Origin of the sequence: Micromonospora sp. NPDC005553, assembly GCF_042871765.1 — a bacterium.
Taxonomy (GTDB): Bacteria; Actinomycetota; Actinomycetes; order Mycobacteriales; family Micromonosporaceae; genus Micromonospora.
Genome location: NZ_JBIAJD010000003.1, coordinates 411,996 through 430,057, shown reverse-complemented (window position 1 = coordinate 430,057; position 18,062 = coordinate 411,996). Strand labels below are relative to the sequence as shown.

Genomic DNA, 18,062 nt, shown 5'->3' with positions numbered 1-18,062 from the left:
CCACCCCCCGAGGAGTTCCCGTGGGAGCACCCACCACCCCGGCCACGACGGGCACGCCACCCCGTCCGGTCCCGGGCGTACCCCTTGCCGACCGCGCGTTGACCCGGCCGCGCCGGCGGCTCGTGGCCGCCGCGGCGGCTCTGGTCGCGCTGGCCGCGGTCGGCGCCGGCAGTCTGCTCGACCTGCGCACCCCCGCCCCGAAGTCGGCCGACGCCCCGGCGGGCGCGTTCAGCGCCGGCCGGGCGTACGAGGACGTCCAGGTGATCGCCGCCCGGTCGCACGTCGCCGGCAGCCCGGCCAACGAGCAGGTCCGCGCTCACCTTGAGCAGCAGTTGCGGGGGCTGGGCCTGGAGACCGAGGTGCAGGACACCGTGGCACCGGAGGCCGGTCAGCTCAGCGGGGCGGCGGGAGGGGCGACGCTGGCCCGGGTCCGCAACGTGGTGGCCCGGATGCCGGGCACCGACTCGACGGGCCGGGTCTTCCTGGTCGCCCACTACGACTCGGTGCAGACCGGGCCGGGCGGCAACGACGACGCGGCCGGCACGTCGACGATCCTGGAGGTGGCCCGCGCGCTGACCACCGGCCCCCGACCGCGCAACGACATCGTCTTCGTCCTGACCGACGCCGAGGAGGCGTGCCTCTGCGGCGCGGCCGCGTTCGCCGCCAGCCACCCGCTGGCCGCCGACGGCGGTGTGGTGCTCAACCTGGAGGCGCGGGGCTCCACCGGGCCCGTGATCATGTTCGAGACGTCCCGGAACAACGCGAAGCTGGTGGACATCTTCGGCCGGGCCGCCCCACACCCGGTCGGCACCTCGTTCGCTGTGGAGATCTACCGCGCGCTGCCCAACGACACCGACTTCACCGCCTTCCTCGATCAGAAGTTCATCGGGCTGAACTCGGCGTACATCGACGGGGGCGCGATCTACCACACGCCGTTGGACACCCCGGCCGCCATGGACCGGGGCAGCCTCCAGCAGCACGGGGACAACGCGTTGGGCCTCGCCCGGGAGTTCGGTGGCACCGACCTGGCCGACCTGCGCTCCGGGCACGACGCCACCTACTTCCCCGTCCCCGGCGGGCTGGTCCGCTACCCCGGCTGGCTCACAGTGCCGCTGGCCCTGCTCGCGGTGGCACTGGTGGCCGCCCTGGGCTGGCTGACCCGCCGCAGCGGCCGGGCCAGCACCGGCCGGCTGGCCGCCGGCTTCGCGCTGGCCCTGGTGCCGATCATCGCCGCGCCGGTCGCCGCCCAACTGCTCTGGCTGGCGATCACCACGATCCGACCGGGGTACGCGGAACTGCTCGACCCGTACCGGCCGATCTGGTACCGGCTGGCCGTCCTGGCGCTCGCCGCCGCCATCCTGTTCACCTGGTACGCGCTGACCCGCCGCCGGATCGGCCCGGCCGCGCTGGCCGTCGGCGGGCTGGCCTGGCTGGCAGTGCTCGGTGTGCTGCTCGCCGTGGCGGTGCCGGGTGGGGCGTACCTCACCACAGTGCCAGCGCTGGCCGGCGCCCTCGGCGGGCTCGTCGCGCTGCGTACCCGGCAAGCCGGACCGTGGCCGGTGGTGGCGGTGACGGCCGCCGCGGCAGTGGGTGTGGTCATCCTGCTGCCCACCGTGGTGCTGCTCTTCCCCGCGCTGGGGATGGCCATGGGCGGGGTGGCCGCGCTGGTCGCGGTGCTGCTCGGCCTGGTCGCCCTGCCGGTGGTCGACCTGCTGCACCCGCAGGCCGGCGGCCAGCGTGGTCTGCTCGCGCTGCGGGCCCGGCGGCTCGCGCTGCTGCCGGCCGGCGCCGCCGCCGTGGCGGCGATGGTGCTCGCCGGGGTCGGCCTGGGCGTCGACCGCTTCGACGCCGCCCACCCCGCTCCCACCCACCTGATGTACGCCCTGGACGCCGGCACCGGCCAGGCCCGTTGGCTCAGCCACGAGAGCGACCCGCAGCCGTGGACGGACGGCTACGTCGACGGCGTCACCGATGTCGGCGACGACTTCCCCGGGCTCGGCGACGGTGAGTTGCGGGCCGGGCCGGCGCAGTCGGCGAACCTGCCGGCACCGAAACTGGAGGTGGTGGCCGACGCCACCGCGGGCGGCGAGCGCACGCTGCGGCTACGGCTCACCCCGCAGCGGGTGGCCCGGCTCGCCACCCTGCACGTCGACACGTCGACCGCCACCGTGCTGCGCGCCGACGTGGCGGGGCGGTCGGTGCCGGTGGAGCCCCGCGCCGGGAAGTGGGGCTTCGGGCTGGTGTTCCACGCCCCGCCGGCGGAGGGCATCGAGGTCGTGTTGACAGTGCGCCCGATCGCCGGGCAGGTCGCGCTGCGGGCGATGGACGCCAGTGACGGGTTGGACGCGCTGCCCGGCTTCCGCCCCCGGCCGCCGGCCGTCGGCGTCGTCGGGTCGCACAGCTCGGAGATGCTGGCGGTCGCCCGCACCTATCCCCTCTGACGGGTTGGAGGTGGTCCGGCTAGTGATTCGTCGCCGGACCACCTCCTCCTCCGGTCAGCTCACCGGCTCCGGTTGGCCGGCACCGATCCGGTGCCAGCGATTACCGTCGTGGTCGGTGAAGGTGAGGTCCACCAGAACGGTGTCGGCCGGGCGGAGCCGATGCTCCGCCGCGACGGTGACGAAGAGGTCGTGCACGTCGCGGCCGGCAATCCGTCGGACCTGTTTCGCCGCCGCCAGCCCGACCGGCGGGGCGTCCGAATCGTCGGGCGGGGCGAGCCGGGCCAGCACCACCACGTCCAGCACCGGGGCGTCGCTCTCGTTGGCCACCGCGACCCGCAGCACCGAGGTGCCACGAATCTCGGCCACCGCCGAGACCAGCCGAGCCTGGGTGGCCCGGACCCGCAGATCGTCGTCGCGACGGGCACGGATTTCCCGTCGCAATCCGAGGTAGACGAAGAGCACGCTGGCAATGGAGCCGACCGCGCCGAACCAGTCCGGCACGGAACCCCAGTCGACGACGTCCTGGATTGGTGACCAGTTCATAAGTCCATCGTGGATGCCCGTGTCGAGTGCCGCGCACGGCGGATCGGCCGGAATCAGCGGCGAATTGGGAATTCCGGCGCTGATTTTGGTCAGCCTGGTGGCCTGAACGGAGAGTGTGCAACCCAGTACGGGGATGGATACGCTTGCGGTCGACATGGTGCGGATGGCAATCCCTCCGACTGTCCATCAGATGGACAGGATCTTTCGCCGCCGCCCCATTGTGAATTCGCCACCGAAGGGGGACCGCATTGACTGCGGACGTTCCACCCGAGGATGCCGGCGTGCCTCGGCCTGCGTACGACCGGCCGAGTCGGGTCTCCGTCGATCCACCGCTCGGGCGACTGGACAGCCCGCTGCACGGGCGTGACGACCTGATCGACGAGATCATCCAGCCGGGGGAAGATGCCGGGGGCCGACCCGCGGTGCACATCCTGTGCGGCATGGGCGGGTCCGGCAAGAGCCACGTCGCGCTGGAGATCGCCCGTCGGGCCCGTGCCGACGGCCGGACGGTCTGGTGGGTGCAGGCCGGGCGGCTCAACTCCGGGATGCGGGAGGTGGTCAGCCAACTCGGCGCGTCGGAGACCCAGGTCGACCAGGCCTGGGCCGGCATGATCAGCGCCACCGACCTGGTGTGGCGCTACCTCAACCAGGCCGCGCAGCCCTGGCTGTTGATCTTCGACAGTGCGGACGAGCCCGCCAGCCTGGGCCCCACCGACGGAGTGCTCGCCGACGGCACCGGCTGGCTTCGCAGCCCGGAAGCCGAAGACGGCATGGTCATCGTGACCAGCCGGGACGGCAACCGGGCCACCTGGGGCACCTGGTCGGTGCTGCACCAGGTGCGTCCACTCGACGCCGAGGCCGGCGCGAAGGTGCTCATCGACCGGGCCGGCGCCCAGGCCGGCGGCCTGGCCGACGCCCGGGAGCTCGCCCGGGAGCTGGGCGGGCTGCCTCTCGCCCTGCGCGCCGCCGGCAACTACCTGAGGTCGGTAAACGCCAGCCCGGTCTGGCGCGGCTCATCCACGATCACCACCTTCGCCGAGTACCGCACCGCTGTGCAGCGTCGGTTCCGCTCACCCCGCGACGCCGCCGACGTCGACCTCGACGAGTCCCTCGGCCTGGAGATCGTCCGCGAGGTCGACGACATCTCACTGGACCTGCTGGCCCGCCGCCAACTCCAACAGAGCCGACCATTGCTCAACGTGCTGGCCTGCCTGAGCATCTCCCCGGTGCCCTACGAGGTGGTGCTCAAGCCGGCCATCCTGGCCGAGTCGCCGCTCTTCAAGGGGCTCACCGGCCGGCAGCGGGTGAAGGTGCTGGAGGGCATCGGCAACCTGGCCCTGGTCGACTTCGACGTGCAGGAGGAGGTCACCGATCCTGCGTTCGCGCACGTGCTCTCGCTGCACCCACTGGTGCACGCGATGTTCCGCGACCGCGACGAGGTGCGTGAGCAGATCGCCGAATACCACGGGTTGGTCATGAAGCTGCTGCTCGCCGCCACCGCAGGGCAGAACCCGGACGACTCCGCAGCCTGGACCAACTGGGACGTGCTGGTGCCGCACCTGGTCGAGGCCGTGCGGGAATACCTCGTGCCGCAGAAACACAAGCACGACCCCGAGACGGTACGCCGCGCGCTGGAGCTGACCCGACTCACCGCCCGCTACCTCATCGCGATCGGCCTACCCGGCTCGGCCTTCGACATCCTCGACCCGATCGTGCGCGGTTGCACCGCGTACGACCACGACCTGGACCGGCCGCAGGTGCTGGCGCTGCGCCACGAACTGGGCCGCACCTGGCTGGAGCGCAACCAGCCGGAGATGGCCGACCGGGTGCTCCGCGAGGTGATCGCCGACCGCACCAGGGTGCTGGGCAGCGACGACGCCGACACCCTCGCCAGCCGGCACAAGCTCACCAAGGCGATCATGGCGCAGCGGCAGTGGCCGGAGGCCGAGGTGGAGCTGCGGCAGATCGTCGCCGCCGAGGATCAGGTACGCGGCCCGGAACACTGGGACACCATGATCGTGCGGCACAGCCTGGCGCTGGCGGTGCTGGCCCAGCAACGGGCGCCCGAGGCCGAGGAGATGCTGCACGCCATCCTGGAGGTCCGCTACCGGTTGTGGCCACTCAACCAACCGGAGACCTGGCAGGCCCGGCACACGCTGGCCCGCTGCATGCAGGCGCAGGACCGGTTCGCCGAGGCGGAAGCCGAGCTGCGCGCCACCCTGGCCACTGTGGAATCCCGGCACGCCGACCGCAGCGAGGTGCTCGCGATCCGATCCACCCTGGCCCTGGTGCTGCTGCTCGAGGAGCAGGTCGACGCGGCGATCGAGGTGTACGAGCAGTTGCTGGCCGACCGTCGGCGACTCCTCGGCGACACCCACCTGGACACCCTCCAGGTGGAGCACGCGCTGCGCCGGCTGCGCCACGGCGACTGACCGGTGCAGTGCGGCGCGGCCGGTCAGTGCGGCGCGGCCGGTCAGCGCGGCGCGGCCGGGCCCAGGTCGCTGGGGTCGGTGTTGCCACCGCAGATGATCACTGCCACCCGCTCCCCCGGCTGCGGCACGTACGCGCCGCCGACCAGCGCGGCCAACGCGGCGGCGCCACCCAACTCGGCGGCGACCCGCAGCTCCGACCAGAGCAGCCGACGCGCCCGCACCAGGTCCTCGTCGCGGACCAGCACGGACACCACCTCGGTCCGACGGGCGGTGTCGAAGGCGATCTCGCCGATCCGCCGGGCACCCAACGAATCGGTGGCGATGCCACCCACCTCGATGTCGACCGGACGACCCGCCTTCAGGGCCGAGTGCAGGGTGGGGATCTGCTCCGGCTCGACCGCCACGACCCGTACCGAACCACCGAACCAACTGGCGATGCCGGACACCAACCCGCCGCCACCGACCGCCACCAGCACGGTGTCGATCCCGTCCACCTGCCGCTCCAACTCGCGGCCGACGGTGCCCTGACCGGCCACCACCTCCGGCTGGTCGTACGCGTGCACCACCAGCGCGCCGGTCTCTGCGGCCCGCTGCGTGCTCGCGGCCAGGGCCTCGGCGTAGTGCTGGCCAACCTGGCGCACCTGTGCGCCCAGCCCGGCCAACCGCTGCACCTTCACCGGCGAGGCGGTGACCGGCACGAAGACCTCCGCCGGCACGCCCAACGACCGGGCCGCGTACGCGACGGCGAGGCCATGGTTGCCGCCCGACGCGGCGATCACCCCGGCCGAGGGCAGGGACCCCTGGAGCATCCGGTTGAACGCGCCGCGCGGCTTGAACGAGCCGGTGTGCTGATGCAGCTCCAACTTGAGACTGAGCTGCCCCGGCACACCCAGATCGGCGCCGTCGACGGCAATGACCGGGGTTTCCCGGACCCGCCCCTCGACAAGGGCCGCGGCCGCCTCGACGTCGCTTCTGTCCACCATGGGGAACGCCCTTCACTACGACCAGAGGGCCAGTCGACCATCGTCGGTGAGCCCGACGAAACATCCTATGGAGATCCGTCGGCCATCCGACGCCTGACGCACCGTGTGATAGTGCCGCGGATCAAACAGAAAGCCCTCCCCGAGCGTGGGGCGCAACGTCAACGACTGCGTGTCGGCGACGACCGCCTCCTGGAAGCCGTACCCGCCGGGGATCCGCAGCAGCTCGTCGTCCGGCTGCCAGCGCCGCCGCCACAGCACCGTCTCACCACCGGCCGGTGGCACGCGGATGTAGATGTTGAACGCCAACTGGGCCACCACCTCGCTGTCGAGCAGCCGGCCCGCGTACTCCCGTACCGCGTCGTCGAAGTGCACCTGGAGCCCCGCGTTGATCTCGCGGACGACGCCGACGTGCATCTCCCGACCCTGCCGACGCCCAGGTGCCACATCCGGCCAGGCACCGCGGAACGCAGCCAGGCACAGGTCCCGGGGCGAGTCCGACACGCCCAGCGTGGACCAGCTCTTCTCGGCCGCGCTGGCCGCGTCCCAGTAGTCCTCGCGGAGCTCCCCGGCGGACCGGTGGTCGTTGATGGCCGGACCGAACTTGGCGACGACGGGAAAGACCCGGCTCTCGTCGTAGCGGTCCATCGGCGCGTTGGCGAGGGCGGCGGTGATCGCCTGGCAGCGGGCCACGGAGAGCAACCCCGGCACCCGAACGGCGGCCAGCCGCCCCGCGATGAGCCCGGCGACATCCGCTCGGGTGATCGATTCTGATTCGACGGCGACGAACAAGGGATCGGTCCTGCTCGAATGCTGCACGGCGGTCCTCCCGTAACGAAGATCCCTCACCGGACTTGTCGCGCCCCCCGACCCGCGCACCGTGCAATGTACAAACCGCAGGCAAGACAAGGTGTACGCAGTTCCGGGCGACGTGGCGCGGCCACCGCTACCATCGGCGCAACCGGGGTAACTGACACCGAGCCGTACGGCGGAAGCTTTCCACCGATCGGGGAATGGTGACGATTCTCGGCGTGACGCATGATGCGACTAGTTCGAACGCTGACAAGGAGTTCGAGATGGCAGGCGCCGGCCCGACGGATCTTGACATGCACGTCGACCGCCTGGAAATGGCGCGTCGAATAGCCCGGGAAATGATCGAGTCCGACCATCAGGCCCTGGAGCTCGCCGTCAGGCAGCGCCCACAGTGCTGGTCCCGACGCCCGGCCGGCCACGGCACCCGCGCCGACGCGGCAGCCCACTGACCCGAAACCTCCTTCCCGTCGAGTGGTTCGCGCACCCCTAGCTATCGGCCCCGAAGAAGGACTCGTAACGACTGAGGTACAGCGGCCACCCGGTGTCGGTGTCGACGCCGTCCCGAATCGACTCCCAGCCGGGGCCGTGTCGGTCGATGTTCCGGTGCTCAAGCTCGACCCGGGTCCGGGACGGGGTCTCGGCCACGAATCGGATCTCCACCTCGCTGGTGAGGGCCAGGTTCGTCTCGATCTGCCAGGTCGGTCCGATGTCCCAGCTGAAGACGATCCGGGTCGGCGGCTCGTACGCGCCCACCGGCACTCGCTGCCGTCGGCCCCGACGTCGTAGATGTGCCCGCCGACCCTGGGCTCGAACACGGTAGCGGTGACCGGGACGTCGAGCAGGGTGTGCTCGGGTGGCTTGAAGTCGCCGAACCGCTCGGCGAACACGGTGAAGGCCCGCTCGACCGGTACGTTGACGACGATCTGGCGGCGCACCACCGCTGTAGCCGCTTGCGTCATGAACTCTCCTCCGCCTCTTCGACGACGTCCTGATATCCGTTGAGCGCTCGACGCCAGAAGGTGTCGAGCTGGTCCCGCAGCGCGCTCAACCCCACCGGGCTCAACCGGTAGACCCGGCGGGTTCCCATCGCCTGGTCGATGACGAGGCCGGCACTCTTGAGCACCTTGAGGTGCTGTGACACGGCCGGCCGGCTGATCGGCAGCTCGTCCGCCAACTCCCCGACGGCACACGGACGCTCGGCCAGGCGCTGGACGATGGCGAGCCGGCTGGGATCGCCGAGCGCCTCCCAGCCCGAATGCGCTTCGTAAGTCACCACGAACGTAAGCTACGACTTACCGACATGCTAGTCAAGCAGGTCCGCAGATGAAATGGCATTGGCCGTATCGATCTTGTGTGTGAGGCTTCGGAGTGACTGATCTCGACGTCCGCGCAGCTACCCGGCCGATGTCGACTTCCTTGTCGACATGCTCGTCGAGGCCGTGAACTGGCTGCCCGAGCGCAACTGGTCGCGCGAGCAGATCCTGGAGAATCCGGCACTGGCGCACTACGTCGCTGGCTGGATGCAGCCGACCGACTTCGGCCTGCTGGCGGTGGATGCGGCCGGTCGGCCGGTCGGCGCGGCCTGGTTCCGCTACCTGACCGCCGCCGACCCTGGCTACGGGTACGTGAGTGACGACGTGCCGGAGTTGACCATCGGCGTGGTGGAGAACTGGAGGGGCCGAGGTGTGGGGCGGGCGCTACTACGGGCCGTTCTCGACGCCGCCCGAGCACGTGGCATCAGCACCGTGTCGCTGAGCGTGGAGCGAGCGAACTTCGCCGCAAGGCTGTACGCCGCCGAGGGGTTCCGCACGGTCGAGTCCTTCGAGGACGCGGACACGATGGTGCGCACCCTTCCATGACGCCGTCAGCCGCCCGGGTCGCACACCCGGTCCGTCGCCGGCCGGCTCGACTGCAACGGCGTGACAGCCTGAGTGGCTTTACCTGGTTAGCGCGACTGACGCCGTCGACCGCCCGAGCGGGCAAACAGCCGCGCGAGTAGCACCATCATGATGATCACTGCCGGGATGGCGAGCAGCACCCATGTTCCGCCGACCAGATTTCCGGTTCCCAGCAATGCCATCGCGGCGCTCTCCCACAACAGCTCACGTCCGCTGAACGGCCGGCTGGGTGTCAAACGCCGATTCCGCTCCTCCCGCAGGAGCCGCACCCCGTTGAGTGCGAACAGCAGGGCCAACCCGACGCAGGCCCAGCCTGCCCACACGTTCAGCGAGTCCGGCACGTCACTTCCCCGCCGCCTGCCGCAGGCACCTGGCGACGATGCCAGTGCCGACGGCCATCGTCATCAATCCTATGAAGTAGAGCGTGGGCATCCCCTGGAAGAGGGCGTAGAACATGAGAGGGGCGCCGATACCCCACATCACCGCGCCGAACAGGAATTGCCGCTTACTGGCCCGGATCAGTGCCGTCAGCTTCACGCGGTCATGAGAGCACGCCGCCTCGCGCTTTCGCGGCGGCGGTACGGCCGATCCTCACGCGCCCAGCACGCGCCGCCCGCCCGATTCACCGCTCAACCTCAGGGCTCCCAGCGCATCGCTCGACGGCTTCAGGCCGACCATGCCTGGATGACGTCGTCAGGTCCCCAGACAAGGTCCACGGCCCCGGCCGGAAGGTCGACTCCGGAGCGGCTGACCACGACCAGGCCGCTGGTCTCCGGCTGAAACCCAGGGATCAGCGGGGCGTGACGCCGCAGTTCGTCGAGATGGTGCCGGTCGAACGGGCCGTCCTGCCACTTGATGGAGCCAGCGAACGCGATGCGGGAAGCGATCGGGGCCCGATCGGCTCCGACGAGATCAATCTCCGGGTTGGACTGCCGGTTCCACCAGCCGCCGACTTCCCACGTGTCCTTCCAGGGCAAGCCTCCGGCACCGGCGGAGATGGCGAGAGCATCGCGGATGATTGGTTCAACGGCGTTGCCCCGCCAGGAGGACCACCGACTTTCGAGGACGGCGCGAGCAGCCGCTGGCCGGTCGCGCAGAACCAGTTGATGCACGTCGCGCAAAATGGCCAGGTACAGGCGCAGATTGCTGTCCGCGATCCGGTATTGCGCCAGCTTGCTGGGCTTGGTGGACAACGGCCTGTCGACAGCGAGGACCTGTTTCTCCTCGACGAGCCGGTGCAGCAGCGGGGCAAGGGTGCCGGAGCTGACCGGGCCGCCGCGGTCGCCAGCGGCAGCAGCGATGTTGCTGAACGTCCGGCTACCTACCCCGCCGACCGCTTCCAGAATGCGCCGGGCAGTGTCCGGAGCGGGAAACTCCGACGCCAGGGACTGTTCGGGGACGGTGAACAGCGCTGAAGTCTTGTTGGCGATCTCCTGACTCAGGAAGTCGGCAGGGGGCACTCCCGGGGACCACTCCAGAGCCACACCTGGCAAGCCGCCGGTGATCAGGTGCGCATCGATCGCGTCCGCGCCACTCAACCCGGTCACGGAGGCGGTCTCGGCAAGATTGAACGGGCCGAGGACCATGTTCGTGGCCCTGCCGTAGAACGGGCGGTCGTACTCGGTGAACCGCTGCATCATGTGCAGATCACTGCCGAGCAGCAGCAGTAGCACTGGCTTGCTGGAGATGAGCCGGTCCCAGGCAACCTGCAGGTGCCCGTCGAAGGTCGCGTCCTGCTCGGAGATCCAGGGCAGTTCGTCGAGGACGACCACACTCGGCGTATCGGGCAGGACGCCCGCCAGGACCCGCAGCATGTCTCCCCAGCCACCGGCCGGCGGCTGGGACGGTAGAAGGTCACGACCGCCGGAGGTGAGCAGCGACGAGTCGCGCAAGGCGCCGAGAAAGTAGCCGACCGCCTCGATGCTCGATGCGCCCTTGACCGCGGTGTAGAAGCAGTACGGCAGATCGACCCGGTCGCACAACTCCTGCACCAGCCGCGACTTGCCCACCTGCCGGCGACCGCGGATAGCGACTGAGCGCCCACCGCCGGTGCGCTTTACATGATCAAGCTGCCTGCCGAGCAGGTCGAGTTCCGTGCGTCGCCCGACGAACATCGGCCCTCCCGAGGCTAGATTGCATCTTACTTCGGAACAGTCTAGCTAAGCTGAAGGTTGTCACACCTGGCGTTGATGTGATTCACGAGCCGAGCGCGACGGTTTGGGCTGACACTCCAGCATTGATCAATTCGGTCAACGGCGTGGCGAGGTCGCGGGGCGAGAACAGTTCCGGGCCGACGTACTCCCTGATCTCTGACAGCGACCACCAACGCCAGCCGACGACGTGCTCGGCGGCGAGTTCCTCATCGCTCATCGCCCCGCGCGGCGTGAACGACGCGGTCCGAACGAGGAAGTAGTCGTTCACGACGCCATCGTGGCCGGGTGCGAACCCGGCGGCGACTATCTCCTGGCGCCAGACGTGAGGCGGGTCGACATCGACAGCAAGACCGACCTCTTCGCGCAGCTCTCGCCGCAGGGCCGCCAATGCTGTCTCGCCGTCTTCGACGCCACCCCCGGGAGTGATCCAAACGGTGATGGTGCCAGCCGGATCGGGAATGGCGAGTCGGAGCAGCAGAACGCGGTCGTCCTCATCAACGACGACCGCACGCGCCGACCGCCGCAGGTTAACCGCCGACATCAGAACACCCTACGGGTCAGAGATCGCCGTCGACGCCCAGCTCGGCTCTGCGGCTGGATGCGCCTGTTCAGCCGTGATCACACACAGAGTCAGCGGCCGAGACGGGTACACACTCGCGGCCCACGAGTGGCGACGGCGTCCGCGAGGGGCGCTGGCGGGTCTCCGTAATAGGTAATGTGCGGAAATGGCGAGAAGCGAGCGCATCGCGGACCAGCTGGACCGGCACTGGCACAAGAACCTGCGGCCGCGGCTGCACGGTCTTGCCGATGAGGAGTACTTCTGGGAGCCGGTGCGTGGCTGCTGGAGCATCCGCCCACGTGGCACGTCGGCCGCACCGATGTCGGCGGGCTCGAGAACATGGACGATGGAATCCGCGTCCCCCGAACCGGTGCCTGCGCCGGGGACCACGATTGCCTGGCGGCTGGCGCACATCATCGTCTCCTGCCTGGGCTATCGGGTCGCCTGGCACTTCGGCGGCAAGGAGGTCGACTCCCAGACGTTCGCCTACGCGGGGACCGCTGACGAGGCGCTGAGGCAGCTCGACGAGATGTATGGGAGATGGAACGCGGGGGTCCGCGAACTCTCGGACGCCGACCTCGACAATCCGCCCAGTGTGGGTCCAGAGCGGTTTCCCATGGAGGGCATCGTCCTGCACGTCAACAGGGAGCTGATCCATCACGGTGCCGAAATCTCCCTGCTGCGCGACCTCTACCGCTGGCGAGACGAAGCCGCACCGCGATCAATGGATCGGCAAGCGGCACCGAGCCTCTTGGCGTTCCCTGAATGAACAGAAGCGACGAGCCTGACCTGGTCCGACGCGGGTACGACGCACTCTCCTACCACTATCGATCGGACGACGCCGACGACGGCCAGTACGCTCCCTGGCTCGCCGGCTTACACCAGCGCCTGCCTGCCTCAGCGGCGGTCCTCGACCTCGGGTGCGGCTGTGGAGTGCCGGTCGCCCGATTCCTCGCCAACGCTGGACACCGCGTCACCGGCGTTGACATCAGCGACGTGCAAATCGAGCGGGCGCGCCGCCTGGTGCCCAACGGCACCTTTCTCCGGGCCGACGCCACCCGGCTCGACCTGCCGCCAGGCTCGTTCGATGCCGTGGTCTGCCTGTACGCAGTTATCCACATGCCCCTGGCCGATCAACCGCAGCTCATCAGGAGCATCGCCACCTGGTTACGCCCCGGCGGCTGGCTGCTCACCACCGTCGGCAACAGCGCCTGGACCGGCACCGAGGACAACTGGCTCGATGGCCCCGCCACCATGTGGTGGAGCCAAGCCGACGCCTCCAGTTACCGCTCCTGGCTGCGACAGGCAGGGCTGACAATCATCGCCGAGGATCTCGTCCCGGAGGGCAGCAGCGGGCACGCCCTCTTCTGGGCGCAGCGCCCAGAGAGCTGACCTGGCCCGAGCCGCAGGCAGTGCTGGCCCCGTCGCCCGGCCGGGCCACGGCTCTCGATGAGCGTGCGTCATTTTGCTGTCGTCCCGGACCGCGATGTGGGGGGCCGGGTGGTGGGACCGGTCTCTAGTCCGCACGAGCAAGCCACTGCCGACTTCCGCGACGCTGAACGCCATTCGATAGTCAGTCCAACGACATGATCTAGCGAGGTCTGGTCGATCAAGCCGGATCAGATGACCACCGCGGCGATGCCGCACCGGTCAGTGCGATGGCAGGTCGCCTCGATCGGCGGCGCGCCGCAGCCGGCGGTGCTCAGCGGTCACCACCCCCAGCAGGGCCAGGTCGAGCGCGACCACGGCGACCGCGCCGAACTGGTTGACGGTGAAGTTGAAGACCTGCCCGAACAGCAGATTGACCAGCAACGCGAGCTTGAAGAACCGGAACGCTTGCCGGCGGTCCGAGCGCAGCAACCACGCCGCCCTCAGGCTGAGCACCGCCGTGACCAACGCGGTGGCGGTGACACCGACAACCGCACCCCACTCGCGCTCCTGGTCCAGCTCTCCGGTCACACCGTCCACCAGCACCGCCACCATGATCAGCACCGGCTCCACCACCAGGTAGACCACCACCAGCCAGACCAGCCAGCGCTGCCTGGTCGCCCAGACGGCGAGACGCCGGAATCCGTCCGCCGCCCGCTGCCAGAACCGGACCGGAGGTGGTTCCCGCCGAGGCACCGTGTCCAGCAACTGCGCAATGGCCTCCTCGGTGGCCGGACCGGCGCCCCGCACCAGACGACGTACGTCCGCCCGGTGCCGGTCGGTCAGCCCGGCGGGCAGACCTCTGAGCACCATGTCCAGCGCGTTGGCGGTGCGCTCGGCCGAGGTCAGCCGCGACCGGCCGGTACGCCCGCGTACCGCCTGGGTGAGAAGCACGAGCAGGGCGAACGCGACGTAGATGATGGCGGCGGCCGGGGCGTAGAAGTAGTCGGTGCCGGTCGTGACGAACTTTCCCACCTCGTCGATGAACAGCCCGAACCCGACGCCGCCGACCACCGCCCCGGCGGTGCGTGATCCTTCGCCGAGGAACACCAACGGGATCCCCAGGCCGACCACGAGCAGCAGGCCGCCCCAAAGCACGTGCGCGATGTGCAGCCCGCCGCCGCCGATCTGCGGATAGTTCGTGGCCTCCAGGTACGCCCGCAAGGCCAGCACGGTAACCACGCCGGAGAGCACGAACGCCTGGAGGTGGGACGCCGCCTCGATCGCCCGGGTCGGCAGCATGCGGACCAGCCAACCGACTCCGGGGCGGTGGCGCGAAGGTCCAGATGTCATGTTTCGAAACTAGTAGCCGCCTACACCTCAGCGCAGAGGCTAGACAGGCTCGCCGCAACTCATGCAGGTGTCCTCGCCGTCCTCGTACATCATTCCGCAGCAGTACGACGCCCCACCGCTGACCTCGAAGCAGGCTTCGTGCCAGTCCTCACTATTGGAGGCGGTGTGGGGTCTTACTTCCAGCGGAAGTGGACGAAGAGGCGGCCGAAGTTCTTCGAGTCCTTCTCCACCCGGTGGTAGAGCTGCTTGACGTCCTTCTGGTCGAGGAACCGCAGCACCCGCTTCTTGAGCTGGCCGGACCCCTTGCCGGGGATGATCTCGACGAGGGTGGCCTTCTTCGCCACCGCCTCGTCCATGATCCCGCGCAACGCCCGGTCGATGTCCTGGCCCTTGTTGAAGATCTCGTGCAGGTCCAGCTTGAGCTTCATGCCGCAGCCCCCGGCCGGTCAGGTCCCATGTCCGCCATCCTAGGCACGTCCGCCAGGTCGTCCGACGACGACGAAGGGGCGGCCCCGAAGGACCGCCCCTGCCACGTCGACTCGCACGCTCAGCGCCGACCGCCCACTCGGGTCTCCACCCGCTCCAGCGCGGTCCGGTAGTCGTCGTTGGCCGCGTACATCGCTGCGGCGATCCGCAGGTGCCGCAGCGCGTCGGTGTGCCGGTTCAGCCGCTCCAGCGTCCGACCGAGCACGTGGTGCGCGTAGTGGTCGCTCGGGTCCCGTTCGACCAGCTCACGCAGGTGCTCCTCGGCCCTGTTGAGCTGGGCCGACTGGAAGTACGCCCGGGCCAGCAGTTGCCGGACCGCAGCGTTGCCGGGTTCGGCGTCGATGATCGGCTCCAGCAGTCGGGCTGCACCGCTGGGGTCACCGGTCTCGAAGAACATGGTCGCCCGCCGGTAGTCCGCCAGAAGATCCATCTGCCACCTCCTCGGGTCGCACCGTCACCTGTTCCGACGCTGGCACAACACCGGACGTTTGGCGACTGTTCCCGGGGTCGAGATCGGGTCACTTCCGGCCGCCGATGGGCCGCCGAAGAGGCGTCGAATGGTCAGGTGCGGGCGTTGCGTCGTCCGGCGGACAGTTCCCAGGCGCGCACTCCGCCGACGATTCCGGCGGTGTTGGGCACCACCACCACGTCGTCGCCCATCCGGGCCAGCTGCTCGGGCCGGATCAGTCGGGAGTTGCCCCCACCCAGGTAGAGCCGGTCCCAGCGGAACACCGGGCGCAGCCCGTCCACCACCTGCCGGATCCGACGGGACCAGAAGGCGTCGCCGAGCCGCCGCCGTTCCGGCTCGCCGACGTACGTGTCGTAGGTGGTGCCCCAGCGCACCGGCGCGTGCGACAGCTCCAGGTGCGGTGCGAGCACCCCGCCGTCGAAGAGCGCGCTGCCCAGCCCCGTCCCCAGGGTCAGCACCAGCTCGCAGCCGGTGCCGGCGACCACTCCGGCACCGTGCACCTCGGCGTCGTTGAGCACCAGCGCCGGCACCCCGAACGCGTCGGCCAGCGCGCCGCGCGCGTCCCAGCCGGACCACTCGGCCAGCAGGTCCGGGTCGACCCGACTGCGGGGGCCGCTGCGGGTCACGTAGTGCGGCGTGCTCACGACCACTCCGTGCCGGATCATCCCGGGTACGCCGACAGTGAGCCGGTCCGCCGTTGGCAGGCGCCCGCCGAGATCCCGCAGGGTCCGGACAAACAGCGCGGGCGGCAACGGGTACGGGGTGGGCACCCGCAACGGCCGGGCCCGCATCGTTCCCGCCTCGTCGAGCACGGACGCCTTGATGCCCCCGCCGCCGCAGTCGATCGCCAGTGTGGTCACCACGTCGTTGAGTCTGCCCGCTGGGGAGCAGTGATATGCAGGCGGCCGGATAGGCTGCCGTCCTGATGAGCGCCACGATGATCGTCAAGGACCTGGCCGCCGGGCACGGCGACCGCCCGCTCTTCGCCGGATTGGACCTGGTGGTCGCCCCCGGCGACGTGGTCGGGCTGGTCGGGCCGAACGGGGCCGGCAAGTCGACGCTGCTGCGTACCCTCGCCGGGTTGTTGCCGGTCGAGGCCGGCAGCGTGCGACTCAGCCCGCCCACCGCGAGCGTCGGACACCTGCCGCAGGAGCCGGAACGGCGGCCGGGCGAGACGGTACGGGACTTCCTGGCCCGCAGGACCGGGGTGACCGCCGCGCAGGCGGCGTTGGACGCGGCGACCGAGGCGCTGACCGCCGGGGCGGCGGGCGCCGACGACGCGTACGGCGACGCGCTGGAGCGCTGGCTCGCCCTCGGCGGCGCGGACCTGGACGAGCGCGCCGAGCAGGTGAGCGCCGACCTGGGGCTCGCGGTCGACCTGGACCACCCGACGACCGGGCTCTCCGGCGGTCAGGCGGCCCGGGCCGGGCTGGCGTCGCTGCTGCTCAGCCGGTACGACGTGTTCCTGCTCGACGAGCCGACCAACGACCTGGACCTGGCCGGGCTGGAACGGCTGGAGGAGTTCGTCACCGGGTTGCGGGCCGGCACGGTGCTGGTCAGCCACGACCGGGAGTTCCTCACCCGCACGGTCACCCGGGTGCTGGAGCTGGACCTGGCGCAGCAGCAGGTCAACCACTACGGCGGCGGCTACGCGGCCTACCTGGAGGAGCGCGAGGTGGCCCGTCGGCACGCCCGCGCGGACTTCGAGGAGTACGCGGAGACCAAGGCTGGGCTGGAGGCTCGGGCCCGGACCCAGCGTGGCTGGATGGAGAAGGGCGTGAAGAACGCCCGCCGCAAGGCCACCGACAACGACAAGATCGGCCGCAAGTTCCGAGCCGAGTCGAGCGAGAAGCAGGCCGCCAAGGCCAAGCAGACCGATCGGCTGATCGAACGGCTCGACGTGGTCGAGGAGCCCCGCAAGGAGTGGGAGCTGCGCATGGAGATCGCCGCCGCGCCCCGCGCCGGCGCCGTCGTGGCCACGCTGCGCGGAGCCGTGGTACGCCGTGGTGGCTTCACCCTCGGCCCGGTGGACCTCCAGATCGACTGGGCGGACCGGGTCGCGGTGACCGGGGCGAACGGCTCGGGCAAGTCCACCCTGCTGGCCGCGCTGCTCGGCCGGCTGCCGCTGGACGAGGGCACCGCCTCGCTCGGGCCCGGCGTGGTGATCGGCGAGGTGGACCAGGCCCGCGGGCTGTTCCTCGGCGACATGCCGCTGATCGACGCGTTCGAGGCGGCCGTACCCCACCTGTCGCCGGCGGACGCGCGGACCCTGCTGGCCAAGTTCGGCCTGCGGGCGGCGCACGTGCCCCGACCGGCGGCCACCCTCTCCCCCGGTGAGCGGACCCGGGCCGCGCTGGCCCTGCTCCAGGGCCGTGGGGTGAACCTGCTGGTGCTGGACGAGCCCACCAACCACCTGGACCTGCCCGCCATCGAGCAGCTCGAATCGGCGCTGGCCAGCTACCCCGGAACGCTGCTGCTGGTCACCCACGACCGGCGGATGCTGGCGGCCATCGAGACCAACCGGCGACTGCGGGTCGACGCCGGGCGGATCGCCGAGGATTGATCCG

General features: G+C 70.3%; 20 protein-coding genes. 7 read left to right on the top strand and 13 right to left on the bottom strand.

All coding sequences use genetic code 11. The features are described 5' to 3' along the window. Positions 1 to 20: 20 nt before the first annotated feature. Positions 21 to 2,441 (top strand): M28 family peptidase, encoded by a 2,421-nt coding sequence (locus ACFYPG_RS14505; RefSeq protein WP_387352242.1) that lies wholly within the window; start codon positions 21 to 23, stop codon positions 2,439 to 2,441. A 54-nt stretch (positions 2,442 to 2,495) separates the two neighbouring features. Here the strand turns inward: ACFYPG_RS14505 and ACFYPG_RS14500 are convergent, their stop codons facing one another. Next, positions 2,496 to 2,984 (bottom strand): hypothetical protein, encoded by a 489-nt coding sequence (locus tag ACFYPG_RS14500; RefSeq protein WP_387352241.1) that lies wholly within the window; start codon positions 2,982 to 2,984, stop codon positions 2,496 to 2,498. 281 nt (positions 2,985 to 3,265) lie between these two features. Here ACFYPG_RS14500 and ACFYPG_RS14495 point away from each other — a divergent pair, with 281 nt between their 5' ends. After that, positions 3,266 to 5,416, top strand: coding sequence for a tetratricopeptide repeat protein (locus ACFYPG_RS14495; protein ID WP_387352239.1), 2,151 nt, complete (start codon positions 3,266 to 3,268; stop codon positions 5,414 to 5,416). A gap of 41 nt (positions 5,417 to 5,457) precedes the next feature. Here the strand turns inward: ACFYPG_RS14495 and ACFYPG_RS14490 are convergent, their stop codons facing one another. Both ACFYPG_RS14490 and ACFYPG_RS14485 read right to left on the bottom strand, forming a co-directional pair. After that, positions 5,458 to 6,399, bottom strand: a complete 942-nt coding sequence (locus tag ACFYPG_RS14490) for a threonine/serine dehydratase (protein ID WP_387352238.1) — start codon at positions 6,397 to 6,399, stop codon at positions 5,458 to 5,460. 15 nt (positions 6,400 to 6,414) lie between these two features. After that, positions 6,415 to 7,215, bottom strand: a complete 801-nt coding sequence (locus ACFYPG_RS14485; protein WP_387352236.1) for a proline hydroxylase — start codon at positions 7,213 to 7,215, stop codon at positions 6,415 to 6,417. A 194-nt stretch (positions 7,216 to 7,409) separates the two neighbouring features. Between ACFYPG_RS14485 and ACFYPG_RS14480 the strand changes: the two genes are divergently transcribed. Further along, positions 7,410 to 7,658 (top strand): hypothetical protein, encoded by a 249-nt coding sequence (locus ACFYPG_RS14480; protein WP_387352234.1) that lies wholly within the window; start codon positions 7,410 to 7,412, stop codon positions 7,656 to 7,658. Positions 7,659 to 7,695: 37 nt separating this feature from the next. On the opposite strand, the gene ACFYPG_RS14475 is transcribed toward ACFYPG_RS14480, so the two are convergent. After that, entirely contained in the window at positions 7,696 to 8,202 is a 507-nt protein-coding gene (locus tag ACFYPG_RS14475) for an SRPBCC domain-containing protein (RefSeq protein WP_387352710.1), read from the bottom strand. Further along, on the bottom strand, positions 8,165 to 8,485 hold the full coding sequence (locus ACFYPG_RS14470; RefSeq protein ID WP_387352233.1) for an ArsR/SmtB family transcription factor: 321 nt from the start codon (positions 8,483 to 8,485) through the stop codon (positions 8,165 to 8,167). The genes ACFYPG_RS14475 and ACFYPG_RS14470 overlap by 38 nt, the downstream gene beginning before the upstream one ends. Positions 8,486 to 8,633: 148 nt before the next feature. On the opposite strand from ACFYPG_RS14470, the gene ACFYPG_RS14465 reads away from it, so the two are divergent. Beyond that, the gene (locus ACFYPG_RS14465) at positions 8,634 to 9,068 is read left to right on the top strand and encodes a GNAT family N-acetyltransferase (protein ID WP_387352231.1); all 435 of its coding nucleotides are present in this window, start codon (positions 8,634 to 8,636) and stop codon (positions 9,066 to 9,068) included. 86 nt (positions 9,069 to 9,154) lie between these two features. Here the strand turns inward: ACFYPG_RS14465 and ACFYPG_RS14460 are convergent, their stop codons facing one another. The 4 genes from ACFYPG_RS14460 to ACFYPG_RS14445 form a co-directional block, all read right to left on the bottom strand. Then, positions 9,155 to 9,448, bottom strand: coding sequence for a hypothetical protein (locus ACFYPG_RS14460; RefSeq protein ID WP_387352229.1), 294 nt, complete (start codon positions 9,446 to 9,448; stop codon positions 9,155 to 9,157). Between the two features lies 1 nt (position 9,449). After that, positions 9,450 to 9,644, bottom strand: a complete 195-nt coding sequence (locus tag ACFYPG_RS14455) for a hypothetical protein (RefSeq protein ID WP_387352227.1) — start codon at positions 9,642 to 9,644, stop codon at positions 9,450 to 9,452. 128 nt (positions 9,645 to 9,772) lie between these two features. Then, positions 9,773 to 11,221 (bottom strand): ATP-binding protein, encoded by a 1,449-nt coding sequence (locus tag ACFYPG_RS14450; RefSeq protein WP_387352225.1) that lies wholly within the window; start codon positions 11,219 to 11,221, stop codon positions 9,773 to 9,775. Positions 11,222 to 11,303: 82 nt separating this feature from the next. After that, positions 11,304 to 11,801 carry an NUDIX hydrolase gene (locus ACFYPG_RS14445; RefSeq protein ID WP_387352223.1) on the bottom strand — a complete coding sequence of 166 codons (498 nt, stop codon included), beginning with the start codon at positions 11,799 to 11,801 and terminating at the stop codon, positions 11,304 to 11,306. A 184-nt stretch (positions 11,802 to 11,985) separates the two neighbouring features. On the opposite strand from ACFYPG_RS14445, the gene ACFYPG_RS14440 reads away from it, so the two are divergent. Both ACFYPG_RS14440 and ACFYPG_RS14435 read left to right on the top strand, forming a co-directional pair. Continuing rightward, positions 11,986 to 12,588 (top strand): DinB family protein, encoded by a 603-nt coding sequence (locus ACFYPG_RS14440; protein WP_387352221.1) that lies wholly within the window; start codon positions 11,986 to 11,988, stop codon positions 12,586 to 12,588. Continuing rightward, a complete protein-coding gene (locus tag ACFYPG_RS14435) occupies positions 12,585 to 13,211 on the top strand; it encodes a class I SAM-dependent methyltransferase (protein WP_387352219.1) in 627 nt (208 codons plus the stop codon). Before ACFYPG_RS14440 ends, ACFYPG_RS14435 begins: the two co-directional genes overlap by 4 nt. 258 nt (positions 13,212 to 13,469) lie before the next feature. On the opposite strand, the gene ACFYPG_RS14430 is transcribed toward ACFYPG_RS14435, so the two are convergent. The 4 genes from ACFYPG_RS14430 to ACFYPG_RS14415 form a co-directional block, all read right to left on the bottom strand. After that, a complete protein-coding gene (locus ACFYPG_RS14430) occupies positions 13,470 to 14,486 on the bottom strand; it encodes a hypothetical protein (protein WP_387352708.1) in 1,017 nt (338 codons plus the stop codon). A gap of 227 nt (positions 14,487 to 14,713) precedes the next feature. Continuing rightward, positions 14,714 to 14,968, bottom strand: coding sequence for a Smr/MutS family protein (locus ACFYPG_RS14425; protein ID WP_007465523.1), 255 nt, complete (start codon positions 14,966 to 14,968; stop codon positions 14,714 to 14,716). Positions 14,969 to 15,087: 119 nt separating this feature from the next. Beyond that, the gene (locus ACFYPG_RS14420) at positions 15,088 to 15,456 is read right to left on the bottom strand and encodes a tetratricopeptide repeat protein (protein WP_355005736.1); all 369 of its coding nucleotides are present in this window, start codon (positions 15,454 to 15,456) and stop codon (positions 15,088 to 15,090) included. 131 nt (positions 15,457 to 15,587) lie between these two features. Continuing rightward, the gene (locus ACFYPG_RS14415) at positions 15,588 to 16,358 is read right to left on the bottom strand and encodes an ROK family protein (protein ID WP_355005737.1); all 771 of its coding nucleotides are present in this window, start codon (positions 16,356 to 16,358) and stop codon (positions 15,588 to 15,590) included. A 62-nt stretch (positions 16,359 to 16,420) separates the two neighbouring features. Between ACFYPG_RS14415 and ACFYPG_RS14410 the strand changes: the two genes are divergently transcribed. Continuing rightward, the gene (locus ACFYPG_RS14410) at positions 16,421 to 18,058 is read left to right on the top strand and encodes an ABC-F family ATP-binding cassette domain-containing protein (RefSeq protein ID WP_387352217.1); all 1,638 of its coding nucleotides are present in this window, start codon (positions 16,421 to 16,423) and stop codon (positions 18,056 to 18,058) included. Positions 18,059 to 18,062: the final 4 nt, after the last annotated feature.

Coding starts and splice junctions, on each gene's coding strand:
- ACFYPG_RS14465 (WP_387352231.1), top strand. CDS start 8,634: ATGCTCGTCGAGGCCGTGAACTGGCTGCCCGAGCGCAACTGGTCGCGC.
- ACFYPG_RS14450 (WP_387352225.1), bottom strand. CDS start 11,221: ATGTTCGTCGGGCGACGCACGGAACTCGACCTGCTCGGCAGGCAGCTT.
- ACFYPG_RS14420 (WP_355005736.1), bottom strand. CDS start 15,456: ATGGATCTTCTGGCGGACTACCGGCGGGCGACCATGTTCTTCGAGACC.
- ACFYPG_RS14500 (WP_387352241.1), bottom strand. CDS start 2,984: ATGAACTGGTCACCAATCCAGGACGTCGTCGACTGGGGTTCCGTGCCG.
- ACFYPG_RS14490 (WP_387352238.1), bottom strand. CDS start 6,399: ATGGTGGACAGAAGCGACGTCGAGGCGGCCGCGGCCCTTGTCGAGGGG.
- ACFYPG_RS14445 (WP_387352223.1), bottom strand. CDS start 11,801: ATGTCGGCGGTTAACCTGCGGCGGTCGGCGCGTGCGGTCGTCGTTGAT.
- ACFYPG_RS14425 (WP_007465523.1), bottom strand. CDS start 14,968: ATGAAGCTCAAGCTGGACCTGCACGAGATCTTCAACAAGGGCCAGGAC.
- ACFYPG_RS14410 (WP_387352217.1), top strand. CDS start 16,421: ATGAGCGCCACGATGATCGTCAAGGACCTGGCCGCCGGGCACGGCGAC.
- ACFYPG_RS14435 (WP_387352219.1), top strand. CDS start 12,585: ATGAACAGAAGCGACGAGCCTGACCTGGTCCGACGCGGGTACGACGCA.
- ACFYPG_RS14440 (WP_387352221.1), top strand. CDS start 11,986: ATGGCGAGAAGCGAGCGCATCGCGGACCAGCTGGACCGGCACTGGCAC.
- ACFYPG_RS14480 (WP_387352234.1), top strand. CDS start 7,410: ATGGTGACGATTCTCGGCGTGACGCATGATGCGACTAGTTCGAACGCT.